We start from the raw sequence: 20,293 nt of genomic DNA, 5'->3' as shown, positions 1-20,293 counted from the left end.
TCTTCCTAATTAAGGGTCGGAGTAACAATTATATTCCTGAATTCAACAGGTCCGTGATCCCCTTGAATCAAAAACGGGCCGGCTTCTTCCTCTTTATTATCCAACGCGCCACCTGTCATGCCCGGAATTATCTGATCGGTAATGATCTCTTTACCGTTCGCAACAATAGTAACCCGTCTTCCAACTAATGTAATGTCGTAAACCTGCCATTCTCCGGGAGCCTTGGCCACCATTTCGTTTGGCGTAAGAAAACCATAAATTCCCCCTAAATAAATACTAGATGGCTCTAACCCGAAGTTATCAGCAATCTGCACCTCATATCTTCCCCGTAAATAAATCCCACTATTACTTCCTTCAGGATAACGGAATTCAATATGTAATTTAAAATCATCGAATTTCTGATCGGAAACCAAATTAGCACCAGATTTTTCACTAATTAAAATTCCATCTTTTACCTTCCATTGGTTTTCACCCATGGCGTGCCATCCTTCTAAATTTTCACCGTTGAATAGTCTCATAGGAGTTCCCCAAACAGGGCTTGTATTAAACTCCAATTTAGGGGCCCTGACTCCTATCCAGTCATATTCCTTACCGTCTGTATAAACCATTTTACCGATTAGTCGGTCTCCTTTCATTTCCCCTTCAAACTCCATGTACCTTTTACCCGGCTCCCATTGTGGTGGTATTTCAAAATTGAATTTCCCGTCTTTGAATTTCACCTCGGCAATGGGTCTTGCACTTCCAAAAGCATAAACAAAACGCCCTACCAACGTACTAAAGCCTGAGTGTGTAACTTCTAACCAAGAAGGCACCTCTTTCCCATCTTGGGTAATGGTCAAATTCCATCTTCCTTCAATCGGTTTGGCTTCTTGGGCATTCATTTGAAATGAAAGTAGACTGATGGTTACAAACGCAATTGATTTCAGTTTTTTAATATTCATCTTCATTCTATTTTATATATTTTCTATTTCTAAGTATGTATATTTCAATGATCGCAACCTTCCTTTCGTCTCGTATCTATAAGGTATATGATCTTCCATTCACCTTTATCCTTGAACAATTGAAAGGAGTTAACGCCGCAATGACTTAATGACCCATTGTACCAAAATTCATAGGGTGTCCAAGCATTTGCCATAGACCCATCAACCTGTATTTTTATAGATAATAAGCGCTCTTTAAAATCGACCGAATCCGGAATACTTTCTATTGATCTTAAAAATTTACCAAAGTCCTCGGTCATTAGAATATCGGAACCACCTTTTGCTCTCCCAATGGTCTGTATAATCACGTTTTCGGATACCTTTTTTTTAATCAAAGAAGAATCTTTAGCGTGAAAACCTAAGAAAAAAGCCTCTATGGTCTTTTGCACCTCTGATTGAACTGTATTCTGGGCAGAAACATTCAAGTAAATAAGAAATAAAATTAGTGGTGCAAACTTTTTCATGTACCCTTATTTCTTTCAAAAATAAGTCAAATTCATTTAATGGCCAGCAACTTCGGGTACATTCTAAAAATCCCTGATATCTCCCTGAAAACAGCTACAAAATCCTTACTTTTATCGATTCTAAAAAGTTTTCAATGTCTACAGCGAAGAAAGAATACAAAAGGGTTACCGTTAAGTCCCTTGTTGATATGAAAAAACACGGGGAAAAAATTTCTATGCTCACCGCATATGATTATTCAATGGCCAAAATAGTTGATGCTGCCAAGGTCGATGTTATTTTGGTAGGTGATTCGGCCAGTAACGTAATGGCCGGTTACGAAACTACCCTCCCCATTACCTTGGACCAAATGATTTATCATGCCTCATCGGTTTTGAGAGCGATAAAACGAGCATTAGTTGTGGTTGACATTCCATTCGGAAGTTACCAAAGTGACCCGAAGGAAGCCTTGCGTTCAGCCATTCGCATAATGAAGGAAAGCAGGGCCCACGCTGTGAAAGTAGAAGGCGGGGAAGAAATAAAAGAATCGGTAAAAAGGATTTTGAATGCCGGAGTCCCTGTGATGGGACATTTAGGCTTAACCCCACAAGCAATATACAAATTCGGCACCTATACAGTTAGGGCCAGAGAAGAAGAAGAAGCCGAAAAATTGATTTCCGACGCTAAATTATTGGAGCGTTTAGGTTGTTTTGCCATCGTACTTGAAAAAATTCCTGCAGAACTTGCTAAAAGGGTATCCGAAAGTATTTCCATTCCTACTATTGGGATTGGTGCCGGAAAACATACTGACGGACAAGTATTGGTCATACATGATCTTTTGGGTATGACCCATGAATTCAATCCACGGTTCCTTAGAAGATACATGAATTTATATGAAGAAATGGGTAATGCCATTTCCCAATATGTAGATGATGTAAAAACCAAGGATTTTCCGAATGACAACGAGCAGTATTAATTAATTTGAAAACCATCGCTCCCTATACATGTTAAAACGAATAAGCATCATCCTCATTGTACTTTTGAACGTTGGTTGCGACCAATTGTCAAAAGACCTTGTGCGCAAACATGTAGAGCCTATGGATTATATTCAGGTGGTAAATGATAATTTCATATTGACCAATGTTGAGAACACAGGGGCCATGTTGGGATTTGGACAAGACTTCCCCCCTATTCTCAAAAGGATATTCCTTCAAGGGTTGCCGCTAATCGTTTTACTGGTATTAATGGCACGGACCTTACAGAAGGCCAACTTAAATCGGTGGATGGTACTTGCGTTTGCCTTTGTAATCGGTGGTGGTATCGGTAATTTAATAGATCGCATCGCTTATGGTTCAGTGACCGATTTTTTTCAGGTGAAATTCGGTTTTTTTAAAACAGGTATCTTCAATATGGCCGATGTATCGGTAAGTATCGGGGTATTCCTATTGCTATTTGTGACTCTTCGTTACAGGAATTTATCCATTTAAAAGGATGTCAAAGATTATTTCACATCCCAAAAACCTTCAGATTCTTTACGAAGACAATCATCTCATTGTCATAAACAAACGCCCTGGAGACATTGTGCAAGGGGATAAAACCGGGGACAAACCCCTTAGCGAGGTCGTTAAACAATACATTAAGGAAAAGTACAACAAGCCCGGCAATGTGTATTTGGGTGTCCCCCATAGATTGGACAGGCCTACGTCTGGCATTGTCGTTTTTGCAAAAACATCAAAGGCCCTACCGAGACTCAATAAGCTATTTGCTGACAAAGAAGCAAAAAAAACCTATTGGGCCATCGTAAAAAACAGTCCACCAAAAGATTTTGACACCCTTACCCAATGGTTACGCCGTAATACCAAACAAAACAAATCCTACGCCAACAACAAAGAAGTGAATGACAGTAAAAAAGCTGTTTTGGATTATCGTTTGGTTAAAAAGTTGGATAATTACTTCTTATTGGAAATTGATTTGAAAACGGGACGCCATCATCAAATTAGGGCGCAATTAACCTCAATCGGCTGTCCTATAAAAGGGGACCTTAAATATGGTTCTGACCGCAGTAACAAAGACGGAAGCATTCATCTACATGCAAGAAAATTATCGTTTATACATCCAGTAAAGAAAACGGCTTTGGAAATTATAGCCCCAACACCGGATGATCCAGTTTGGAATGCTTGTTGATACTATTTTCGTACATTTAATTCAGACTCAAAACACTATACCATGTTTAAGAAAACAATTTTACTGCTAAGTCTTGTGCTTTTAACTTCTTGTGGAAGCTATAACTCCATAGACACATTTTACAATGCCCACAAGAATGACAATCAGGTCACGGCCATTCGTGTTCCTAAGTTCATGTTAACCTTGATCAGTGGAATCTCACCTGAAATGCAAGCCCTTGTAGGCAACACAAAGGATTTACGATATATGAGATTCCCAAGTGCCACACCTGCCAAAACCCAATTTTTGAATTCACAAATGAACGGAATTACCGGAAATTCGTTTATCGAGGTATATCGAAAAAATGATGAATTAAAAAGGAATGTAGTTTCTATTCGTGAAAAACGCAATAGTGTTAGGGAAATCCTGATTTACAATAATGACAACCTCAATGGCTCCTTCCTATATTTTAATGGGGATTTTGACCCTGTCAAGGTGCGGGAAATGGCAAAGAACAATGAATTCGGAAAAATGGGAGAAGGCCTGATCCAACAATTCAGTCCAAACACCCCAGGAATAAACTAACCGTAAACATTAAGGTCATCGAGAGGTTCGAATACTTTCGATAATAACAGACCCTAAAATGAAGATTCCCCCAACAATTGTAGTCCAGGAGGGAAATTCGGACAGGAATATGGCTCCGATTAAAATGCCGTAAACCGGCTGTATACTACTTATAATACTTATGGATGTAATTGAGAAATGCTTAAATGTCATCAAGAAAAGTGTATGGCCAATTGCCGTTGTCAAGACAGCCAAAGCAACAATACCTTCCCATTGGCCCAATAATGCATCTAATTCAACAAATAATAAAGCTGGCAACAATAACAACCCTATTATTCCGGTTTGATAGACCATAAGTATGGAACCGTGATAATTTGCCGTTTTCGATTTCAGGATAATATTCCTTAAAGCGTAAAACAATGCCGATAATATACCCATACCAACAGCTAAGGTCACCGAATTACCTGTGTTAAAATCGGGAGTTAAAAAATAGATTCCACATAAAACCAATATTCCCAATAACACATGGATCTTTTGGAATTTGGTATTCAGAATCAAAGGTTCTAAAAATGCAGTGATTACGGGATAGGTAAAAAGAGAGAGCATGCCAATGGCCACGTTCGACATTTGAAGTGCATAAAAATATGTTAACCAATGAAGGCTCATTAGAACACCGCTAAGAATCACCACTAGCCTATCACTAGATTGAACACGTAAGGAAATTCCCTTAAGTCTACAATACGAATACAGAACAATAAAAGCCAGAATACCCCTCGTCGCAATGGTAATCGGTACAGGCAACTCAACATACTTACCCAAAGCCCCTGAGGTACTGATAAAAAGCATTGCTAAATTTATCTCCAGTAAATAGGAAAGATGCTTACTTTTCTTCAAACTGAATTAACGGGTTTGCTGCATGGCCTTCTCACGAATAATCTCGCCGACCGGTTTGTTTTTCAAATGGCTTTCTAGCCATGAGAGTATATCCAAATAGAGGAAAGCCCGTTTTTCATACGGGTGGTTCTCATACTTTTTCAGCTCATTATACAATTTTTGGAATTCATTGCGCAGATCGCTAGGATAAATGCTACCTAAGTTCCGTAAAAACTTGATCATCTCTTTTTGGACCGCATGAAGATCGTTCATTTTCAACAAAAACTTATACGTAGATTTAAGTTGAAGCTCCATATGATAATCCATTCCTGCCTCATAATGGGCCACCAAACTCAACACCCTTGCAAAGCACATAAGGTCTTCGCGCATTTTCAGGTTTTTATTATCTATTATTTTCTTTAGGTAAAGAATACAATTTTTATTATCCCCGTTACCAAAGTAAAGACTGGCGATTTTGTAATATAGGACCATAATATGGTGGGCATCTAAGCGGTCTCTATGCTTGGTAATGCCGTACTCGATAATTTTGACCAAGTACAGTCCTTTACTAAATGTACCTTCCATAAAATGAAGGTTCAACCTATTGGCGTTTAAATATAGAAAGGCCAATGAGGAAATATTATCATTCTTCGGAAAATTCTTTCCTTCCACAATACCTTCTAAACGATGGAGTGTTTCCTTAAACTGGGAACTGTATTTCACATAAAACAAGGATTCTAACAAATAATGGTTTCCCTTTAGGAAAAAAACTGGGTTCAATTGGATCATCTTTTCATTTTCATAAAATAGATCCACCCACTTATTGGCATATTTATAGCACGAAAGAAAATCTTGTGTTAAAAAACTATACCAGAGATAAGCTTTATAAAGCCATAATTTCTCACGAAAACCAAGTTCATCGATGTTGTATTTGGGTAACTTGTTCTTAAAATAAGTTTTTACGGTTTTAAGATCCTCATCACTACGAACATAACCCAACTTCAGCATCAACCCATATAATTGCAAGGATAAATTTGACAATTTACTGGTCATTACATTTTGTTCTGACAATTCTTTCGCCTGAACGGCCAGCTCATCGGCCCTATCGGGAATACTCCGTGTTATGTATTGTGTCTCGATTATTTTCTCCAACTCTACAATTTCATAGGCCACGTTCTTTTCCTCATTTTCTATGGCTATGAGCTTTGCCTTGTCAAGGATTTTCAAACTTTGTTTATAAAGTCCTTTTTGATAAAGTATGGTTGCAAAATCCAATTGCTCACGCAATTGCACTCTAATGTTCTGATTAACAGGGTTTAACCTTAAACTTACAAGAATCTGTTTGTACAAATGGGCTTTAAGATTGGAAAGTTGCGACTTTTTAACAATGCCACTATCCAAAATCACTTTTTCATCATATTGCTTTGTTTTGTCCAATAAATTGAATAATGCCAAAAATTTAGCATCGGTATTCACCCCCAAGCGCCCAACATAAAGTTTAAATTGGCGTTTTTCTGACTTAGAGAGCGACTTTACCAGAACGAACAATGCATCTTTATGCACATTTGTCATCGTAATATATATAGTTTAAATCGTTGTATTTCAATATCTTAAACCTAGCAAAAAGTTGCTTAACGTTGTAAATGTAATCCGTAAGCTTAGGACATTAGCCTTAATGGCCATATATTCGTAAATAGCTAGTAAAATTACGTAAATATAATGAGTAAAGATATAGTACAGATTTTTGACACCACACTTCGTGATGGGGAACAAGTTCCAGGATGCAAATTGGACAAAGAGGAGAAGTTGATCATTGCAGAGCGTCTGGACGATCTTGGTGTTGATATCATTGAAGCTGGGTTCCCTATTTCTAGCCCTGGCGACTATAAGGCCGTATTTGAAATAGCCAAAATTGTAAAAAATGCTACCGTATGTGGTTTGACCCGTGCCGTAAAAAAAGATATCGAAGTTGCTGCCGAAGCCTTGAAACCTGCCAAAAGACCTAGGATACACACGGGAATAGGAACATCCGATTCGCACATATTGCATAAATTCAATTCGAACAAAGAGGCTATAATAGAAAGGGCGGTCAATGCCGTGAGTTACGCCAAAACCTTTGTTGAAGATGTAGAATTTTATGCAGAAGATGCCGGTAGAACCGATAATGAGTTCTTGGCCAGGGTATGCGAAGCAGCCATTAAAGCAGGTGCTACGGTATTGAACATACCTGACACGACCGGTTATTGCCTACCAGAAGAATATGGAGCCAAAATGAAATATTTAAAGGAAAATGTTACAGGAATCCATAAGGCGACACTTTCTTGCCATTGCCATAATGATTTAGGACTGGCTACGGCCAATTCCATCGCAGGGGTCATCAATGGTGCCCGCCAGATTGAATGTACGATCAACGGTATTGGTGAACGTGCCGGAAATACTTCTTTGGAAGAAGTGGTGATGATATTGAGACAACATCCTTATCTTGGTATAGATACGAACATCAACAGTAAATTACTTTATGATACCAGTCAAATGGTATCTGATAAAATGGGAATGTTGGTTCAACCCAATAAGGCCATTGTTGGTGCCAACGCTTTTGCCCATAGCTCAGGCATACACCAAGATGGAGTAATTAAAAACAGGGAAACCTATGAAATCATGGACCCTGCCGATGTTGGCGTAAATGCATCATCTATAGTTCTTACAGCAAGAAGTGGCAGGGCCGCTTTGGCCTACAGGGCTAAAAATGTAGGGTATGAACTTACTAAAACACAATTGGATATTGTTTACCAAGAATTTTTGAAATATGCCGATAGGCAAAAAGAAATCGTGGATAGTGATATTCATGAGATCATTGAGAGTAGCAATATAAAAATTGAAAGCATTTCTTAAATGAAATTGAACATTGCCGTTTTAGGTGGAGATGGTATAGGGCCTGAAGTAATAACCCAAGCCGTAAAATGCCTACAAGCCGTTGAAGAGAATTTTGGACACGAATTTACGTTTACCGAAGGATTGGTAGGTGCCGTGGCGATGGAAAAAACTGGTAGTCCTATCCCCAAAGAAACAATAGAATTATGTAAAAAATCGGATGCCACATTATTTGGTGCCATTGGTACCCTTGAGTACGACAATGATCCTATGGCGAAAGTTCGGCCTGAGGACGGACTCCTATATTTAAGAAAGGAATTGGACCTTTTTACGAATATTCGCCCAATAAAAATATTCCCCGCACTCATAAATAATTCCTCCCTTAAACGCAATATCGTTACCGGCACGGATCTGGTTATTTACCGTGAACTCACCAGTGGCATGTACTTTGGTGAGAAGAGTTTAAGCGAAGACGGCACCATTGCCACCGACCTTTGCAGGTATACCGAAGAAGAGATAAGTCGTGTTGCCCATATGGCCTTTAAAGCAGCAAAAAAAAGAAAAGGTAAATTGACCTTGGTAGACAAGGCCCATGTGTTGGAAACCTCCAGACTATGGAGAAAGGTCGTTACCAAAATCTCGGAAAGCTATCCGGAAGTGGAATTGAATTGTATGTATTTAGAACACGCATCAATGGCTATAACAATGGACCCCACCTCTTTCGACGTAATTCTGGCCAGCAATATGATCGGGGACATTCTTTCTGCCCAGTGTAATGTACTTATCGGTTCTGCGGGCTTATTGCCTTCAGCATCAATAGGCGCGGAAAATGCCATGTTCGAACCCATACATGGTTCATACCCACAAGCAAAGGGGAAAAACATAGCAAATCCGGTTGCGGCTATTTTCAGTGCGGCATTATTATTGGAACATTTTGGATTGCACGAGGAATTCAATGCTATTATCTCAGCCGTCCATCAATCATTTAGAAAAAAAATCGTGACCATCGACATCTTAGGAAGTACAAAATACGGAACATCCAGTGTTGGTGACTTTATTGCGAAAAACATTGTTGATGCCGATGACAACCTCAATATAAATGATGAGAATATTGGTCTCGGTAAATCGACCATAATTTAAAGGCTAATGTTATTCCGATGCCAACTTTTTGACGAAGGCATCGAAATCTTTTTTAAATGATTCATATTTTTCGCCTGTCGCAGGACCATTGAATCCCGTATGTATTCTTTTCACCTCTCCTTTTTTATCGATGTAGATTGTTGTTGGGTAAGAAATGATATGGTTCAACATGGGTAACTTCTCATGTGCTTTTATCTTACTTGATGACCCATATTGAGCCAATAAAACGGGATAATCAATACCAATGGCCTTTTTTAACCTGTCAATGCGCTGAAACGCCTTTTCCTCAGTCTTAGAATATTCAAAAGCCAAAGCAACTACTTCAATATCCAGTTCTGGGTGCTCTTCAATATAATTAACAAGGAACTTGGATTCATCTAAACAATTTGGACACCATGTACCCATTATCTGCACGATTACAGCTTTATTTTTGAACTGATCGTCTTCCAATGAAATCTGTCTACCATCGGAATCAGGAAAATCAAAAGTGAATTTTTCATGCCCAGCCTTTAAAAATGTCAAAGAATCCGCATCGGGTAATTCAAAACTTTCATTTCTAACCGCCATGAAAGGTTCCTGATAATGGTTACCCGAATAAAAAGTACCTTTAAGAGTACTATCGGTTACTTTTGCAGTAAACAAAAAGGCATGGGCACCATCAAATGCTGAAATTTTCATGATATCACCATCAATCGCCCCATCCAAAAAACGATAATCACCAGTGGTCGTTCTAAACGTACCTGTAACTTTGTTACCATTTTGTGTAAAAACACCTTTCCCTAGGTAACTATTTGAGGAATTCGGACTGAATTCAGTTTCCCATATACCAGAAATATCGGTCAATGGTTCTTGAGTTGTTTTAAAACGTGGTTGCTTCCCAAATTTAGCTTTAAAAGGAACTACACGATTTAAACTCTCAATAATGAATTCGCCATCAATGACCGTGTCGTTGAACCTTCCCTTTACATAACCCTCAAATACCGGTAATTGAATACGTATAGAATCCTTCATCAATTTTATCTCATCAACCTTGATAATTTCATCCCCGTTAAAAATATCAACCTTCAATTGCCCTTTATCGTTCTTCAAATCAAAATTAAAAGGTAAAGTTTCACCATCCTGAACCTGTAACTGAGCGAGCCACGAACCTTCAGAAAGCCCTTTTTGCATAGGATTAGTACATGAAACACAAAATATTACCACCAATAGGAAAGCCGCCCAATAACGCATAAATCAATTTTTAAAAAGTTTATTCGAAGAAACAAATAATTACTTACATAAAAAATTAAAACAATTCAATTGAAACTGTATTGAATGTCTTATTTCATTGTTTTATCTTTACCAGCTTTAAATATAGAAAATGAACATTTCTTACAACTGGTTAAAACAGTTCCTTAATATTGATTGGAAAGCTAATGATACCGCTGAACTTTTAACCGATTTAGGTTTGGAGGTTGAAGGTATATCGAGCTATGAAACCGTTAAAGGCGGATTAAAAGGTATTGTCGTTGGTCACGTATTAACATGTGAGCAACATCCGAATGCTGATCGCCTTAAACTTACTACGGTAGACATTGGTCTTGGAAAACCAGTACAGATAGTCTGTGGCGCCCCAAATGTGGCTAAAGGACAGAAAGTACCCGTTGCTACCATCGGCACAACGCTTTATACCAAAGAAGGGGAAGCTTGGACCATTAAAAAAGGAAAAATACGTGGCGAAGAAAGTCATGGAATGATATGTGCCGAAGATGAACTTGGGTTGGGAGAAAGCCACGATGGGATTATGGTTCTGGAGGACACCCTTGTTCCTGGAACTCCTTTTGCCGAAATTGTGGAAATTGAAAATGACGAGGTCTTCGAAATAGGGCTAACCCCAAATAGAGCGGATGCCATGAGCCATTATGGTGTTGCAAGGGATTTAAAGGCCGGACTTAAACAAAAAGAAGTAGTAAAAGAGCTTATAACACCATCGACCAGTCATTTTAACATTACTGATCGATCATTGAAAATGGATGTTTCGGTAGAGGACAACACTTTAGCACCCCGTTATTGTGGTGTAACCCTTAGTAATCTTATCATTCAACCCTCTCCAAATTGGCTAAAAAACAGACTAAAGGCCATTGGCCTGAACCCTGTTAACAATGTGGTTGATGCAACCAATTATGTTTTACATGAAATGGGGCAACCCTTACATGCTTTTGATGCGGATCGCATTTTGGGTAAAAAAATAGTCGTTAAAACATTGCCCAAAGGCACTAAATTCATGACGTTGGATGGTATTGAAAGGGAGCTTCATGAAGAAGACCTTATGATTTGTGATGCCGAAAAACCAATGTGTATTGCCGGAGTTTTTGGGGGAATAAATACGGGAGTTACCGAAAATACAAAATCCATATTTTTAGAAAGTGCCTATTTTGATCCGGTATCAATAAGAAAAACCGCTAAGAGACATGGCCTGAACACCGATGCTTCTTTTCGATTTGAAAGAGGTATCGATATTGAAAATGTTGAGTATAGCTTAAAACGTGCCGCACTGTTGATCAAAGAAATTGCCGGGGGCGACATAACATCTGATATCGTTGATCTGTATCCGCACAAGAAGGATGATTATCAAGTATTCCTGACTTTTGATAAAATCGACCACCTTATTGGCCAAAAAATACCTCGGGATACTATTAAGTCCATTTTGGCCTCATTGGAAATCAAGGTAAAGAATGTTACCGAATCCGGTATGGGATTGGTCATACCATCTTATAGGGTTGATGTACAGCGAGAAGTAGATGTTATCGAAGAAATCCTTAGGGTATATGGTTACAACAACATTGCCTTTGGAGATAAACTGAATGCTTCAATCGCTCCTATTTCCAAATATGAAGATTACAACCTACAAGTTATTATTGGGGATTTATTGGCTTCAAGGGGATTTTATGAGATTATGACCAATAGCCTAACCTCACCGGATTACATTGATTTGATCAAAGAGCTCAATAAAGATGATTCGGTTAGTATGCTGAACCCGTTAAGTGCCGATCTTTCAGCTTTACGTCAAAGCATGCTATTGAATGGTTTAGAGACGGTATCATATAATATAAATCGTAAAAATCGTAATCTCAGGTTCTTTGAGTTCGGGAAAACCTATCATAAATATGCCGATAGGTATGTAGAAAACAAGCATTTAAGCCTAATGGTTACAGGCAACAGAAACGAAACGGGATGGGCTTCACCGGCCAAACCAACCGATTTTTTCTTTTTTAAATCTGTAGTTGAAAATATTCTAAATAGATTGGGTATTCCGGAAAGAACACAAACCCCGGCCGAAAGCTCTTTGTTTTCAGAAGGATTGACATTAGCTGCCAAGAAAAAGAAAATCGTGGATTTTGGTGTCATCAACAAATCCCTGATCAAACACTTTGACATAAAACAAGAAGTATTTTATGCTGATTTTAATTGGGACAACATTATTGAACTAGTACCGAAATCGGAAATAATATTTAAGCCAATTCCTAAATACCCCGAAGTAAAAAGGGATTTCGCTTTATTGATAAATGAGAACGTCGCCTTTAAGCAAATACATGACATTGCTTTTCAAACTGAGCGAAAACTCTTGAAAAAAGTAAATCTTTTCGATGTCTTTACAGGGGACAAATTACCTGAAGGAAAAAAATCCTACGCGGTAAGTTTCACTTTGTTGGATGAGAACAAGACCCTTACCGATAAACAGATAGACAAAATAATGTCTAAACTTCAACAGAAGTACGAAACGGAACTGGGAGCGGAATTAAGGTAAATAATTCATTTTTTTAGGTAGAATCACACTATCTATAGTATGTATTACCCCATTGCATCGATTGGTATCGGCGGTGGTTATTTTTGCCGAATTCCCAAAGCTATCGGTTAAAACAATATCAATACCTTGAATAGTGGCCGTAAGAGCTTCACCTTGTATCGTCATGAACGTTGCCGTGCCATTACCCCTACACAATGCCTTGAGTATACTGGAAGCCGTGAACTTACCCGCAATAATATGGTATCTTAAAAGTGCCTGTAAATCACTTTTATTCTCCGTTTTCAATAAGTCAGACCCGGTGTTTTCGAAAAGTATATTGAACGCCTTATCAGAAGGGGCAAAAACAGTAAAAGGACCATCGAAAGCCAATATATTATCTAAATCGGCTGCTTTTATAGCCGAATATAAGGTGGCATGGTCTGTTAGGTTCAAGGTGTTCGAAAGTATAGACTCTTCAAACCCAATAGCCAACAATTCATTTTCCACATCGGAATTGGGACCTTGCCCTACCATTGAAAAAGTCCAAAGAAAAGTCAAGAAGGCCAAGTGGGGAACAAAAAATCTCATTTAGGTTTAATTTAGGGCTTGATTTTAAAAAAATCGATGAACTGCATCGAATGATCGACAATATACAATATAAACCTATGTAGAAAACTGACAAATTACACCTTTTACCATATTTAACATTATATTAACATTTAGGGTTTAACATTTTAAAATTTGCGATAAAGGCAAATTGTTTTATTTTCAGAGCTTTATGATATATAATGCTATGAAATTGAAAAAAACAAATCTGAAAAAAGCATTGAATTATGCTAGATCGAAGGATAGCACAACCCCTGATATACTTGAAGCGGTTCAAAGGATATTCGAGATTGACCAGGCCAATACGAAGAGAATTGAAGAAAACATCCAACAAAGTACAACCGAATCATCCAATTGGTTCAATTTTGATTTATTGGAATCTGAAAATATATATCATATAGAGCACATAAAGCAGATCTGCATTGATTATCGACTACGATTTTTAGATTCCAAATATTTTAAGGGAGATATTCCGCCTGAAGCGATTTCTAAAATAAAACAGCTTGAAAAACAGCATAACTCTGAGTTAACCGGATTCAAAATAGTTGCTCCGTCTAAACTTTTTAAATTAAAGGACAAAGACGACCCTTTAATGTTCGTAACCCTAGGCAACGATTACTATTACTTTATACACAAATGGGGTAATGACCTCCATCCTCTTCGAAAAGTTTTAATGTGGCCTTTTAAGAATGTTGTGAACTTACTTATTACCGTACTGGTATTGAGTTTCTTGACGACATTGATAACCCCTATCCAACTTTTTACGAAAACCACTACAGGTTATGAATTTTGGTTATTGTTCTTTTTTATGTTCAAATGGTCACTTGCCGTAGTCTTGTTTTATGGTTTTGCCAAAGGGAAGAACTTTAACCAAGCTATATGGAAAAGTCGTTTTCTAAACACCTAGGTTTTCATCTTAAAAGTTATCAGTCCTTATAAAAAAACTGATAGGGCACCGCGTTTAAATCAAGATTATCCAAAAACTTGGGTTCCGGCTCTAATTGAATTCGCAAGAGTCCACCCTTATTTTCATCATCGCTCTTCTGATAACCCACTATTAAAACATGGTTTTCATTATCATAGCTAACCATAGAGGTCTGCCCTATTTTAAACTCGAACTCCAATTCTGAAGCAGTAAGGAAATTACTATAGATATACAACAACACAAGGTTGTTGGAAAAATCATAAACAGCAGGGATTCCTATTGGATTTGAATCCGATGTTTTGATATAAAACATTCTTCCCGATTCATCAAAGCAATTATTCTCAGAGCCATAAAATCCTGGAGCTGTGGCTGCATCGTAATTAACATACTTAACCCCAAAAGTTGAACTATTTAAAACCGTATGCAGTTCTTTATAAGAAATAATGATTTGATCTTGGGTATCTGTAAATATATGCCCTACGTTATAACCTAGACCCTTTTCATGTATTACAGCCTTGGTAGCTAAATTCACTATCGATAATTCATACTCATTGGTAACATCCAAATCTAGCGTTAATACAAACAAATGGGCATTTGCAATGGCCATTTGAACCGGCTTTTTATCCAATTCTATATCAATGGCATTGCTAACTTCCGATGAAAGATCCAAAATACGGACATAATACTTGTCAATTTTTGATGTCTCCTCTTTGGTATATGCAACGTACAAATTATCCGCATCGAATGCGATTGAAGAAACCATAAGGCTACAATCCAATAAATCTTCAAATACGTCTAATGTTCTTGATTCATTATCTTCAAAATCATGAAGGGTTACCTGCCCATCACAATCCGTTACTTTGGTATAATATGCAAAAATCGACCCTTGCCGGAATGTCAGTTCAGGTGATGGTGTACTTTCAAAAGTACTGTCCGCTTCACTCAAATCGATACCTGAATCCGTGACTTTAAGTGATTGAACGGATAATTGACCGTTACTTTTCTGCAATAATGCATAATCCGCATCGTAAGAAGTTTCTTCAACTTCATTTTCTGTAGGAATCGTGGAGTTGTCCTCAGAAGTACTGCAACCCATGGCCACAAATGCCACAAGTGAACAAAGCAAGCTGTAGGTTTTCATAATGTAAGATATTTAGGGACCGATAAAACTATCCCTTCACATCGTACATTTTGTTACGCTGTTCTTTTATAGTCTTATCCGACATATATTCATCAAACGTCAAATATCTGTCAATGTTGCCTTTTGGTGTCAATTCTATAATACGATCAGCCACAGTTTCTGCAAATGCATGGTCATGGGTCGTAAAAAGAACCGTTCCTTTAAAATTATTAAGCGAGTTGTTAAAGGCGGTAATACTTTCCAAATCCAAGTGATTGGTTGGCTCATCCAACATAAGCACATTCGCCCTTAGCATCATCATTCTACTTAACATGCAACGAACTTTTTCCCCTCCGGAAAGAACGGTACATTTTTTCAAGGCTTCTTCCCCACTAAAAAGCATTTTACCCAAAAACCCCCTGATATAGACTTCTTCTCTCTCCTCTTCGGTCTTCGCCCACTGCCTTAACCAATCTACTAGGTTGATGTTCTGGGTAAAGAAGTCAGTATTATCTGCGGGTAAATATGATTGTGTAGTTGTTACGCCCCATTGAAATTCTCCTGAATCTTGTTTCTTGTTGCCGTTCAGTATCTCGTAAAAAGCACTGGTAGCCCTGGAGTCTCTCGAGATTATGGCGACCTTGTCCCCTTTTGCCAAATTAATATTTACGTTTTGGAACAACAGGTCTCCGTCTTCAGAAGAGGCCGACAATCCTTCAATATTCAATATTTGATCTCCTGCTTCACGTTCCCGTTCAAAAATCAATGCAGGGTATCTTCTGCTAGAGGGTTTTATATCCTCTACCTTTAATTTAGAAAGCATTTTTTTTCGTGAAGTGGCCTGCTTACTTTTTGCGACATTCGCACTAAAACGCATAATGAACTCCTGCAGTTCTTTGGCTTTCTCTTCTGCTTTCTTATTTTGTTGGGCTCGCTGGCGTGCGGCCAACTGACTACTTTCATACCAAAAGGTGTAATTCCCTGAAAACAAGTTCATCTTGCCAAAATCTATATCTGCAATATGCGTACATACCGCATCCAAGAAGTGACGGTCATGCGAAACCACAATTACCGTATTCTCATAATCTGCCAAAAAGTTCTCTAACCAACCAATAGTCTCGTAATCCAAATCATTGGTGGGCTCATCCATGATCAATACATCAGGGTTTCCAAATAGGGCTTGTGCCAAAAGCACCCTAACCTTCAGTTTTGAATCTATATCCGACATTAACGAATAATGTAATTCTTCATGAATACCCAGGTTAGACAGCAAGGCAGCGGCATCACTATCGGCGTTCCAACCGTTCATTTCTTCAAATTGCACCTGTAACTCCCCTATTTTATCTGCATTCTCATCGGTATAATCCGCATATAATGCATCAATCTGATTTTTTATCGAGAATAGGGGTTTGTTCCCCATAACAACAGATTCCAAGACCGTATGTTCATCATAGGCATTGTGGTTTTGCTCCAGTATCGACATACGTTTGCCAGGTTCTAAATGAACATGGCCGGATGTAGGATCTATCTGCCCCGATATAATCTTAAGAAAGGTACTTTTACCTGCCCCATTGGCCCCAATGACACCATAACAGTTCCCTTGGGTAAATGACACGTTGACTTCATCAAACAAAACGCGTTTGCCAAATTGAACAGATAAATTCGATACTGATAACATATTCCTCTTTTTAAAATCCGTGCAAAAATAGACAATTAAATAGCTCTAGACCAATAAACTTTAAGCATAAATATGGGGAATATCTTAACGAAACCGTACCGTATTTTAACTCGCAATTAACAGGTAGCCACCTTTGGGTTCCTTAATTTTGTTAGCATATCGTATAAAATATTATATGAATAGACGTTTACTTTATCTTTTTCTTATTGTACTGGCAAGCTGCAATGAAAGCCAGGAAAATTTATCCAATGCTTTTTTTAGCGGGGAAATCGTAAATCCGACCAGCGATTACGTCGTTCTTTATAAGGGTGATGCCATTATCGATTCATCAGCCTTGGACAAGAACAATATGTTTTCCTTTAAACTAGATTCGATAGAAGATGGTCTTTACCATTTTAAACATGCACCGGAATACCAGAATGTATACCTTAAGAAAGGTGACAGCCTTTTGATTCGTTTAAACACCGTTGATTTTGATGAGTCATTAGTTTACTCTGGTAAAGGAGAAGAGATAAACAACTTTATGATGGAAGTTTACCTCACCAAAGAAAGTGAAAAGAAAAGCATAACAAATTACTACCGATTAGAACCAAAGGACTTCAGCAGGAAAATCGATTCCCTTCAAAAAATAAAACTAGATCTACTAAAGGAGCTTGACGTGGAAATTCATTTTACGGAGAAAGAATTGGAAATCGCCAAGGCCGATATAGTATATAGCTATGCAAAATTCAAGGAACGATATCCATTTAAAAATAAAAAATTATCCAAGGATAAAAAATCACCCAAATTAAATAAGGATTATTACGCCTATAGAAACAAACTCACATACGACAACAAGGACTTAACATATTTAAGACCGTATTATGAGTTCATGGTGAACCATTTTGGCAACTTATCTTACATGTCCTGCACCCACGGATGTGACATTAAGGACAATATGGCAAAAAACCACCTTCATTTCAATAAACATAAATTGAAACTTATCGATAGTTTAGTTATTGAAAAAGAACTTAAAGACAACCTTTTCAGGAATGTGGCGGTAGATTATTTATTGAAGGTGCATGACACCCAGGAAAACAATAAAATCTTTATGGAAGTTTTTCACGCCTTATCGGGAGATAATAGGCATATGGCCGAAATTGATGATTTATATGCGGGAATAAACAACATTCAACCCCAAAAAAGAATCCCTGAAATTGAATTGACCAATTTTGAAGGGAAAAAGGTTTCTTTGCCTAATATTTCCAAAAACAGGAAGACCGTATTCTATTTTTGGTCAGGAACGAACAGAAAACATCTAAAAGATATTTCGAATAGAGTAAAGTATCTATCCCGTATAGAACCAAATTTCAGCTTCGTGGGCATTAATGTAAAAACCGATCAAGACGATTGGAAATCCCTGGTCAACGCATCTGGTTTTGACCCCTCCTATCAGTTTCGTTCTGACGATTTTGAACAACTTACGAAGACCTTGATCGTATATCCAATGAATAAATGCATTATAACTGAAGACGAGCAGATAGTTGATGCTTTTGGTGATATATATAAATCATTCCCATAAAAAACCCAAAAACAAAAAGCTTTTGGGTCTAATCTTAATAAACAATTAAAAGGTTCTTAGTTTCCTTTTTTATAATCTGCCAAGAACTTTTCCAATCCACTATCGGTCAAAGGGTGCCTTAAAAGACCTTCAATAGAAGAAAGTGGTCCCGTCATTACATCGGCGCCTATTTTCGCACAGTCTATAACATGCATGGTATGCCTAACGGAAGCGGCCAATATTTGTGTTTCGAAAGCATAATTATCATAGATATGACGTATTTCGGCAATCAAATTGAGCCCGTCTGTTGAAATATCATCCAATCTACCTATAAACGGAGAAACGTATGTTGCACCGGCTTTGGCAGCCAATAATGCTTGACCTACGGAAAAAACAAGAGTACAGTTGGTACGAATACCATTATCGGAAAAATACTTTAAGGCCTTTACCCCATCCTTTATCATTGGTACCTTAACTACGATCTGCTCATGCAACTCTGCCAGTTCTTCCCCTTCTTTGACCATTTCCTTGAACTCCGTCGCTATTACTTCGGCAGAAACATCCCCTTCAACAATATTACAGATATCCACATAATGTTTTAGGATATTATTACGCCCAGTAATACCTTCTTTGGCCATTAATGAAGGGTTGGTGGTTACCCCATCTAAAACCCCAAGTTCCTGAGCCTCTTTTATTTGATCTAAATTCGCGGTATCGATAAAAAATTTCATGAATTTCTATATTAATTGATTAATATTCCAGTTGTTTTTTATAATTATTCCAATTCTTCCAAAATTACAACTTATAATGGTTCAGCAATAGCTTCTCATAAGCTTTGTCTGGCAATAAATATTTTAAAACAATAGAGAACTTTTGCATAAAGGATCCTACCTTATAATGCACTTTTGGTTTTTTGGCATTCAAGATACGGTAAACCATTAGGGCTACTTGAATGGGATCACTACCTGAATCAACATGATCATTGATTAGCCTTAAAGTATTCCCATAGGGAATTCTATACGGGGAACCTTCCACTACGGGGGCATGATATCGCCCGCTGGCAATATTAGTGGCAAAATCGCCCGGTGCCAAATTACTGATGTGAATTCCGAAATCCTTCGTTTCCATCCTAAGCGCTTCAGTCGTAAGTTCCAAAGCCCCTTTTGTGGCAGAATATATGGCCCGATACGGTAGCCCCATATACCCTGCAATTGATGTTATATTGATAATACGTCCGTTTCCTTGTTTACGCATTTGCGGCAATACAGCCTTGATCATGTGAAGTGGTCCGTGAAAATTGGTCTCAAACGTTTTTAGAATCTCCTCATGGGGAGTTTCCTCAATAGGGCCCGTAATACCAACACCTGCGTTATTTATCAAAACATCCAATCGACCTTCCTTTTCTAAAAGTTCGGAAATTGCTTTTTGAATGGAATCGACATCCCTAACATCCAATTCCAATAAATCAAAATCCCTGAAATCAGGATAATTGGCAAGGTTCCTTGTTGTTCCGTAAACTTTATATCCTTTACTTTTTAGGTAATTGCCGACAGATTTGCCGATTCCTGATGAACCGCCTGTGATAAGAACTATTTTTTGCTCCATAATAGTTGCAAAATTAACGAA

The 20,293-nt window shown here is 38.0% G+C and carries 19 protein-coding genes; 9 read left to right on the top strand and 10 right to left on the bottom strand.

Annotated features, from left to right (window positions below):
* Positions 1 to 5: 5 nt before the first annotated feature.
* Entirely contained in the window at positions 6 to 941 is a 936-nt protein-coding gene (locus R3X28_RS07275; protein ID WP_317663649.1) for a DUF1080 domain-containing protein, read from the bottom strand.
* A 44-nt stretch (positions 942 to 985) separates the two neighbouring features.
* On the bottom strand, positions 986 to 1,444 hold the full coding sequence (locus R3X28_RS07270) for a nuclear transport factor 2 family protein (protein WP_317663647.1): 459 nt from the start codon (positions 1,442 to 1,444) through the stop codon (positions 986 to 988).
* A gap of 134 nt (positions 1,445 to 1,578) precedes the next feature.
* On the opposite strand from R3X28_RS07270, the gene panB reads away from it, so the two are divergent.
* The 4 genes from panB to R3X28_RS07250 are packed head-to-tail and all read left to right on the top strand — an operon-like array spanning position 1,579 to position 4,169.
* The gene (gene panB, locus R3X28_RS07265) at positions 1,579 to 2,397 is read left to right on the top strand and encodes a 3-methyl-2-oxobutanoate hydroxymethyltransferase (RefSeq protein ID WP_154369310.1); all 819 of its coding nucleotides are present in this window, start codon (positions 1,579 to 1,581) and stop codon (positions 2,395 to 2,397) included.
* Between the two features lie 28 nt (positions 2,398 to 2,425).
* Positions 2,426 to 2,908 carry a signal peptidase II gene (gene lspA / locus R3X28_RS07260; RefSeq protein WP_154369311.1) on the top strand — a complete coding sequence of 161 codons (483 nt, stop codon included), beginning with the start codon at positions 2,426 to 2,428 and terminating at the stop codon, positions 2,906 to 2,908.
* Between the two features lie 4 nt (positions 2,909 to 2,912).
* The gene (locus tag R3X28_RS07255; RefSeq protein ID WP_282055033.1) at positions 2,913 to 3,605 is read left to right on the top strand and encodes an RluA family pseudouridine synthase; all 693 of its coding nucleotides are present in this window, start codon (positions 2,913 to 2,915) and stop codon (positions 3,603 to 3,605) included.
* A gap of 42 nt (positions 3,606 to 3,647) precedes the next feature.
* Positions 3,648 to 4,169 (top strand): DUF4252 domain-containing protein, encoded by a 522-nt coding sequence (locus R3X28_RS07250; protein ID WP_317663643.1) that lies wholly within the window; start codon positions 3,648 to 3,650, stop codon positions 4,167 to 4,169.
* Between the two features lie 15 nt (positions 4,170 to 4,184).
* Here the strand turns inward: R3X28_RS07250 and R3X28_RS07245 are convergent, their stop codons facing one another.
* Both R3X28_RS07245 and R3X28_RS07240 read right to left on the bottom strand, forming a co-directional pair.
* Entirely contained in the window at positions 4,185 to 5,042 is an 858-nt protein-coding gene (locus R3X28_RS07245) for a DMT family transporter (protein ID WP_317663641.1), read from the bottom strand.
* 6 nt (positions 5,043 to 5,048) lie between these two features.
* A complete protein-coding gene (locus R3X28_RS07240) occupies positions 5,049 to 6,593 on the bottom strand; it encodes a hypothetical protein (RefSeq protein WP_154369320.1) in 1,545 nt (514 codons plus the stop codon).
* Between the two features lie 147 nt (positions 6,594 to 6,740).
* Between R3X28_RS07240 and R3X28_RS07235 the strand changes: the two genes are divergently transcribed.
* Positions 6,741 to 7,913, top strand: coding sequence for a 2-isopropylmalate synthase (locus tag R3X28_RS07235; protein WP_154369323.1), 1,173 nt, complete (start codon positions 6,741 to 6,743; stop codon positions 7,911 to 7,913).
* Positions 7,914 to 9,032 carry a 3-isopropylmalate dehydrogenase gene (gene leuB / locus R3X28_RS07230; RefSeq protein ID WP_154369325.1) on the top strand — a complete coding sequence of 373 codons (1,119 nt, stop codon included), beginning with the start codon at positions 7,914 to 7,916 and terminating at the stop codon, positions 9,030 to 9,032.
* Between the two features lie 9 nt (positions 9,033 to 9,041).
* Here leuB and R3X28_RS07225 read toward each other — a convergent pair whose 3' ends face one another.
* The gene (locus R3X28_RS07225; RefSeq protein ID WP_317663637.1) at positions 9,042 to 10,202 is read right to left on the bottom strand and encodes a TlpA disulfide reductase family protein; all 1,161 of its coding nucleotides are present in this window, start codon (positions 10,200 to 10,202) and stop codon (positions 9,042 to 9,044) included.
* Positions 10,203 to 10,392: 190 nt separating this feature from the next.
* On the opposite strand from R3X28_RS07225, the gene pheT reads away from it, so the two are divergent.
* Positions 10,393 to 12,819 carry a phenylalanine--tRNA ligase subunit beta gene (pheT, locus tag R3X28_RS07220; RefSeq protein ID WP_317663635.1) on the top strand — a complete coding sequence of 809 codons (2,427 nt, stop codon included), beginning with the start codon at positions 10,393 to 10,395 and terminating at the stop codon, positions 12,817 to 12,819.
* On the opposite strand, the gene R3X28_RS07215 is transcribed toward pheT, so the two are convergent.
* Positions 12,811 to 13,386, bottom strand: coding sequence for a fasciclin domain-containing protein (locus tag R3X28_RS07215; protein ID WP_317663633.1), 576 nt, complete (start codon positions 13,384 to 13,386; stop codon positions 12,811 to 12,813). The genes pheT and R3X28_RS07215 overlap by 9 nt on opposite strands.
* Positions 13,387 to 13,591: 205 nt before the next feature.
* On the opposite strand from R3X28_RS07215, the gene R3X28_RS07210 reads away from it, so the two are divergent.
* A complete protein-coding gene (locus R3X28_RS07210) occupies positions 13,592 to 14,311 on the top strand; it encodes a hypothetical protein (RefSeq protein ID WP_317663631.1) in 720 nt (239 codons plus the stop codon).
* A 19-nt stretch (positions 14,312 to 14,330) separates the two neighbouring features.
* Here R3X28_RS07210 and R3X28_RS07205 read toward each other — a convergent pair whose 3' ends face one another.
* Together R3X28_RS07205 and R3X28_RS07200 are read right to left on the bottom strand one after the other, a co-directional pair.
* Positions 14,331 to 15,470, bottom strand: a complete 1,140-nt coding sequence (locus tag R3X28_RS07205; protein WP_317663629.1) for a hypothetical protein — start codon at positions 15,468 to 15,470, stop codon at positions 14,331 to 14,333.
* 28 nt (positions 15,471 to 15,498) lie between these two features.
* A complete protein-coding gene (locus tag R3X28_RS07200; protein WP_317663627.1) occupies positions 15,499 to 17,127 on the bottom strand; it encodes an ABC-F family ATP-binding cassette domain-containing protein in 1,629 nt (542 codons plus the stop codon).
* Positions 17,128 to 17,302: 175 nt separating this feature from the next.
* On the opposite strand from R3X28_RS07200, the gene R3X28_RS07195 reads away from it, so the two are divergent.
* Positions 17,303 to 18,688, top strand: a complete 1,386-nt coding sequence (locus R3X28_RS07195) for a transaldolase (RefSeq protein ID WP_317663625.1) — start codon at positions 17,303 to 17,305, stop codon at positions 18,686 to 18,688.
* Between the two features lie 56 nt (positions 18,689 to 18,744).
* Here R3X28_RS07195 and fsa read toward each other — a convergent pair whose 3' ends face one another.
* Positions 18,745 to 19,398: a fructose-6-phosphate aldolase gene (gene fsa, locus R3X28_RS07190; RefSeq protein WP_154369341.1), complete on the bottom strand. Its 654-nt coding sequence runs from the start codon at positions 19,396 to 19,398 to the stop codon at positions 18,745 to 18,747.
* Between the two features lie 64 nt (positions 19,399 to 19,462).
* On the bottom strand, positions 19,463 to 20,272 hold the full coding sequence (locus R3X28_RS07185) for an SDR family oxidoreductase (protein ID WP_317663624.1): 810 nt from the start codon (positions 20,270 to 20,272) through the stop codon (positions 19,463 to 19,465).
* Positions 20,273 to 20,293: the final 21 nt, after the last annotated feature.

Source organism: Maribacter sp. TH_r10 (assembly GCF_033101095.1).
In the GTDB taxonomy this organism is placed as follows: Bacteria; Bacteroidota; Bacteroidia; order Flavobacteriales; family Flavobacteriaceae; genus Maribacter_A; species Maribacter_A luteus.
Note: the sequence above shows the minus strand (reverse complement) of the source record. Positions and strands in the feature narration are given on the sequence as shown.

Bases quoted from the DNA above. Each gene is read 5' to 3' on its own strand.
- R3X28_RS07275 (WP_317663649.1), bottom strand. From the start codon at position 941: ATGAATATTAAAAAACTGAAATCAATTGCGTTTGTAACCATCAGTCTA.
- R3X28_RS07270 (WP_317663647.1), bottom strand. From the start codon at position 1,444: ATGAAAAAGTTTGCACCACTAATTTTATTTCTTATTTACTTGAATGTT.
- panB (WP_154369310.1), top strand. From the start codon at position 1,579: ATGTCTACAGCGAAGAAAGAATACAAAAGGGTTACCGTTAAGTCCCTT.
- lspA (WP_154369311.1), top strand. From the start codon at position 2,426: ATGTTAAAACGAATAAGCATCATCCTCATTGTACTTTTGAACGTTGGT.
- R3X28_RS07255 (WP_282055033.1), top strand. From the start codon at position 2,913: ATGTCAAAGATTATTTCACATCCCAAAAACCTTCAGATTCTTTACGAA.
- R3X28_RS07250 (WP_317663643.1), top strand. From the start codon at position 3,648: ATGTTTAAGAAAACAATTTTACTGCTAAGTCTTGTGCTTTTAACTTCT.
- R3X28_RS07240 (WP_154369320.1), bottom strand. From the start codon at position 6,593: ATGACAAATGTGCATAAAGATGCATTGTTCGTTCTGGTAAAGTCGCTC.
- R3X28_RS07235 (WP_154369323.1), top strand. From the start codon at position 6,741: ATGAGTAAAGATATAGTACAGATTTTTGACACCACACTTCGTGATGGG.
- leuB (WP_154369325.1), top strand. From the start codon at position 7,914: ATGAAATTGAACATTGCCGTTTTAGGTGGAGATGGTATAGGGCCTGAA.
- R3X28_RS07225 (WP_317663637.1), bottom strand. From the start codon at position 10,202: ATGCAAAAAGGGCTTTCTGAAGGTTCGTGGCTCGCTCAGTTACAGGTT.
- pheT (WP_317663635.1), top strand. From the start codon at position 10,393: ATGAACATTTCTTACAACTGGTTAAAACAGTTCCTTAATATTGATTGG.
- R3X28_RS07215 (WP_317663633.1), bottom strand. From the start codon at position 13,386: ATGAGATTTTTTGTTCCCCACTTGGCCTTCTTGACTTTTCTTTGGACT.
- R3X28_RS07210 (WP_317663631.1), top strand. From the start codon at position 13,592: ATGAAATTGAAAAAAACAAATCTGAAAAAAGCATTGAATTATGCTAGA.
- R3X28_RS07205 (WP_317663629.1), bottom strand. From the start codon at position 15,470: ATGAAAACCTACAGCTTGCTTTGTTCACTTGTGGCATTTGTGGCCATG.
- R3X28_RS07200 (WP_317663627.1), bottom strand. From the start codon at position 17,127: ATGTTATCAGTATCGAATTTATCTGTTCAATTTGGCAAACGCGTTTTG.
- R3X28_RS07195 (WP_317663625.1), top strand. From the start codon at position 17,303: ATGAATAGACGTTTACTTTATCTTTTTCTTATTGTACTGGCAAGCTGC.
- fsa (WP_154369341.1), bottom strand. From the start codon at position 19,398: ATGAAATTTTTTATCGATACCGCGAATTTAGATCAAATAAAAGAGGCT.
- R3X28_RS07185 (WP_317663624.1), bottom strand. From the start codon at position 20,272: ATGGAGCAAAAAATAGTTCTTATCACAGGCGGTTCATCAGGAATCGGC.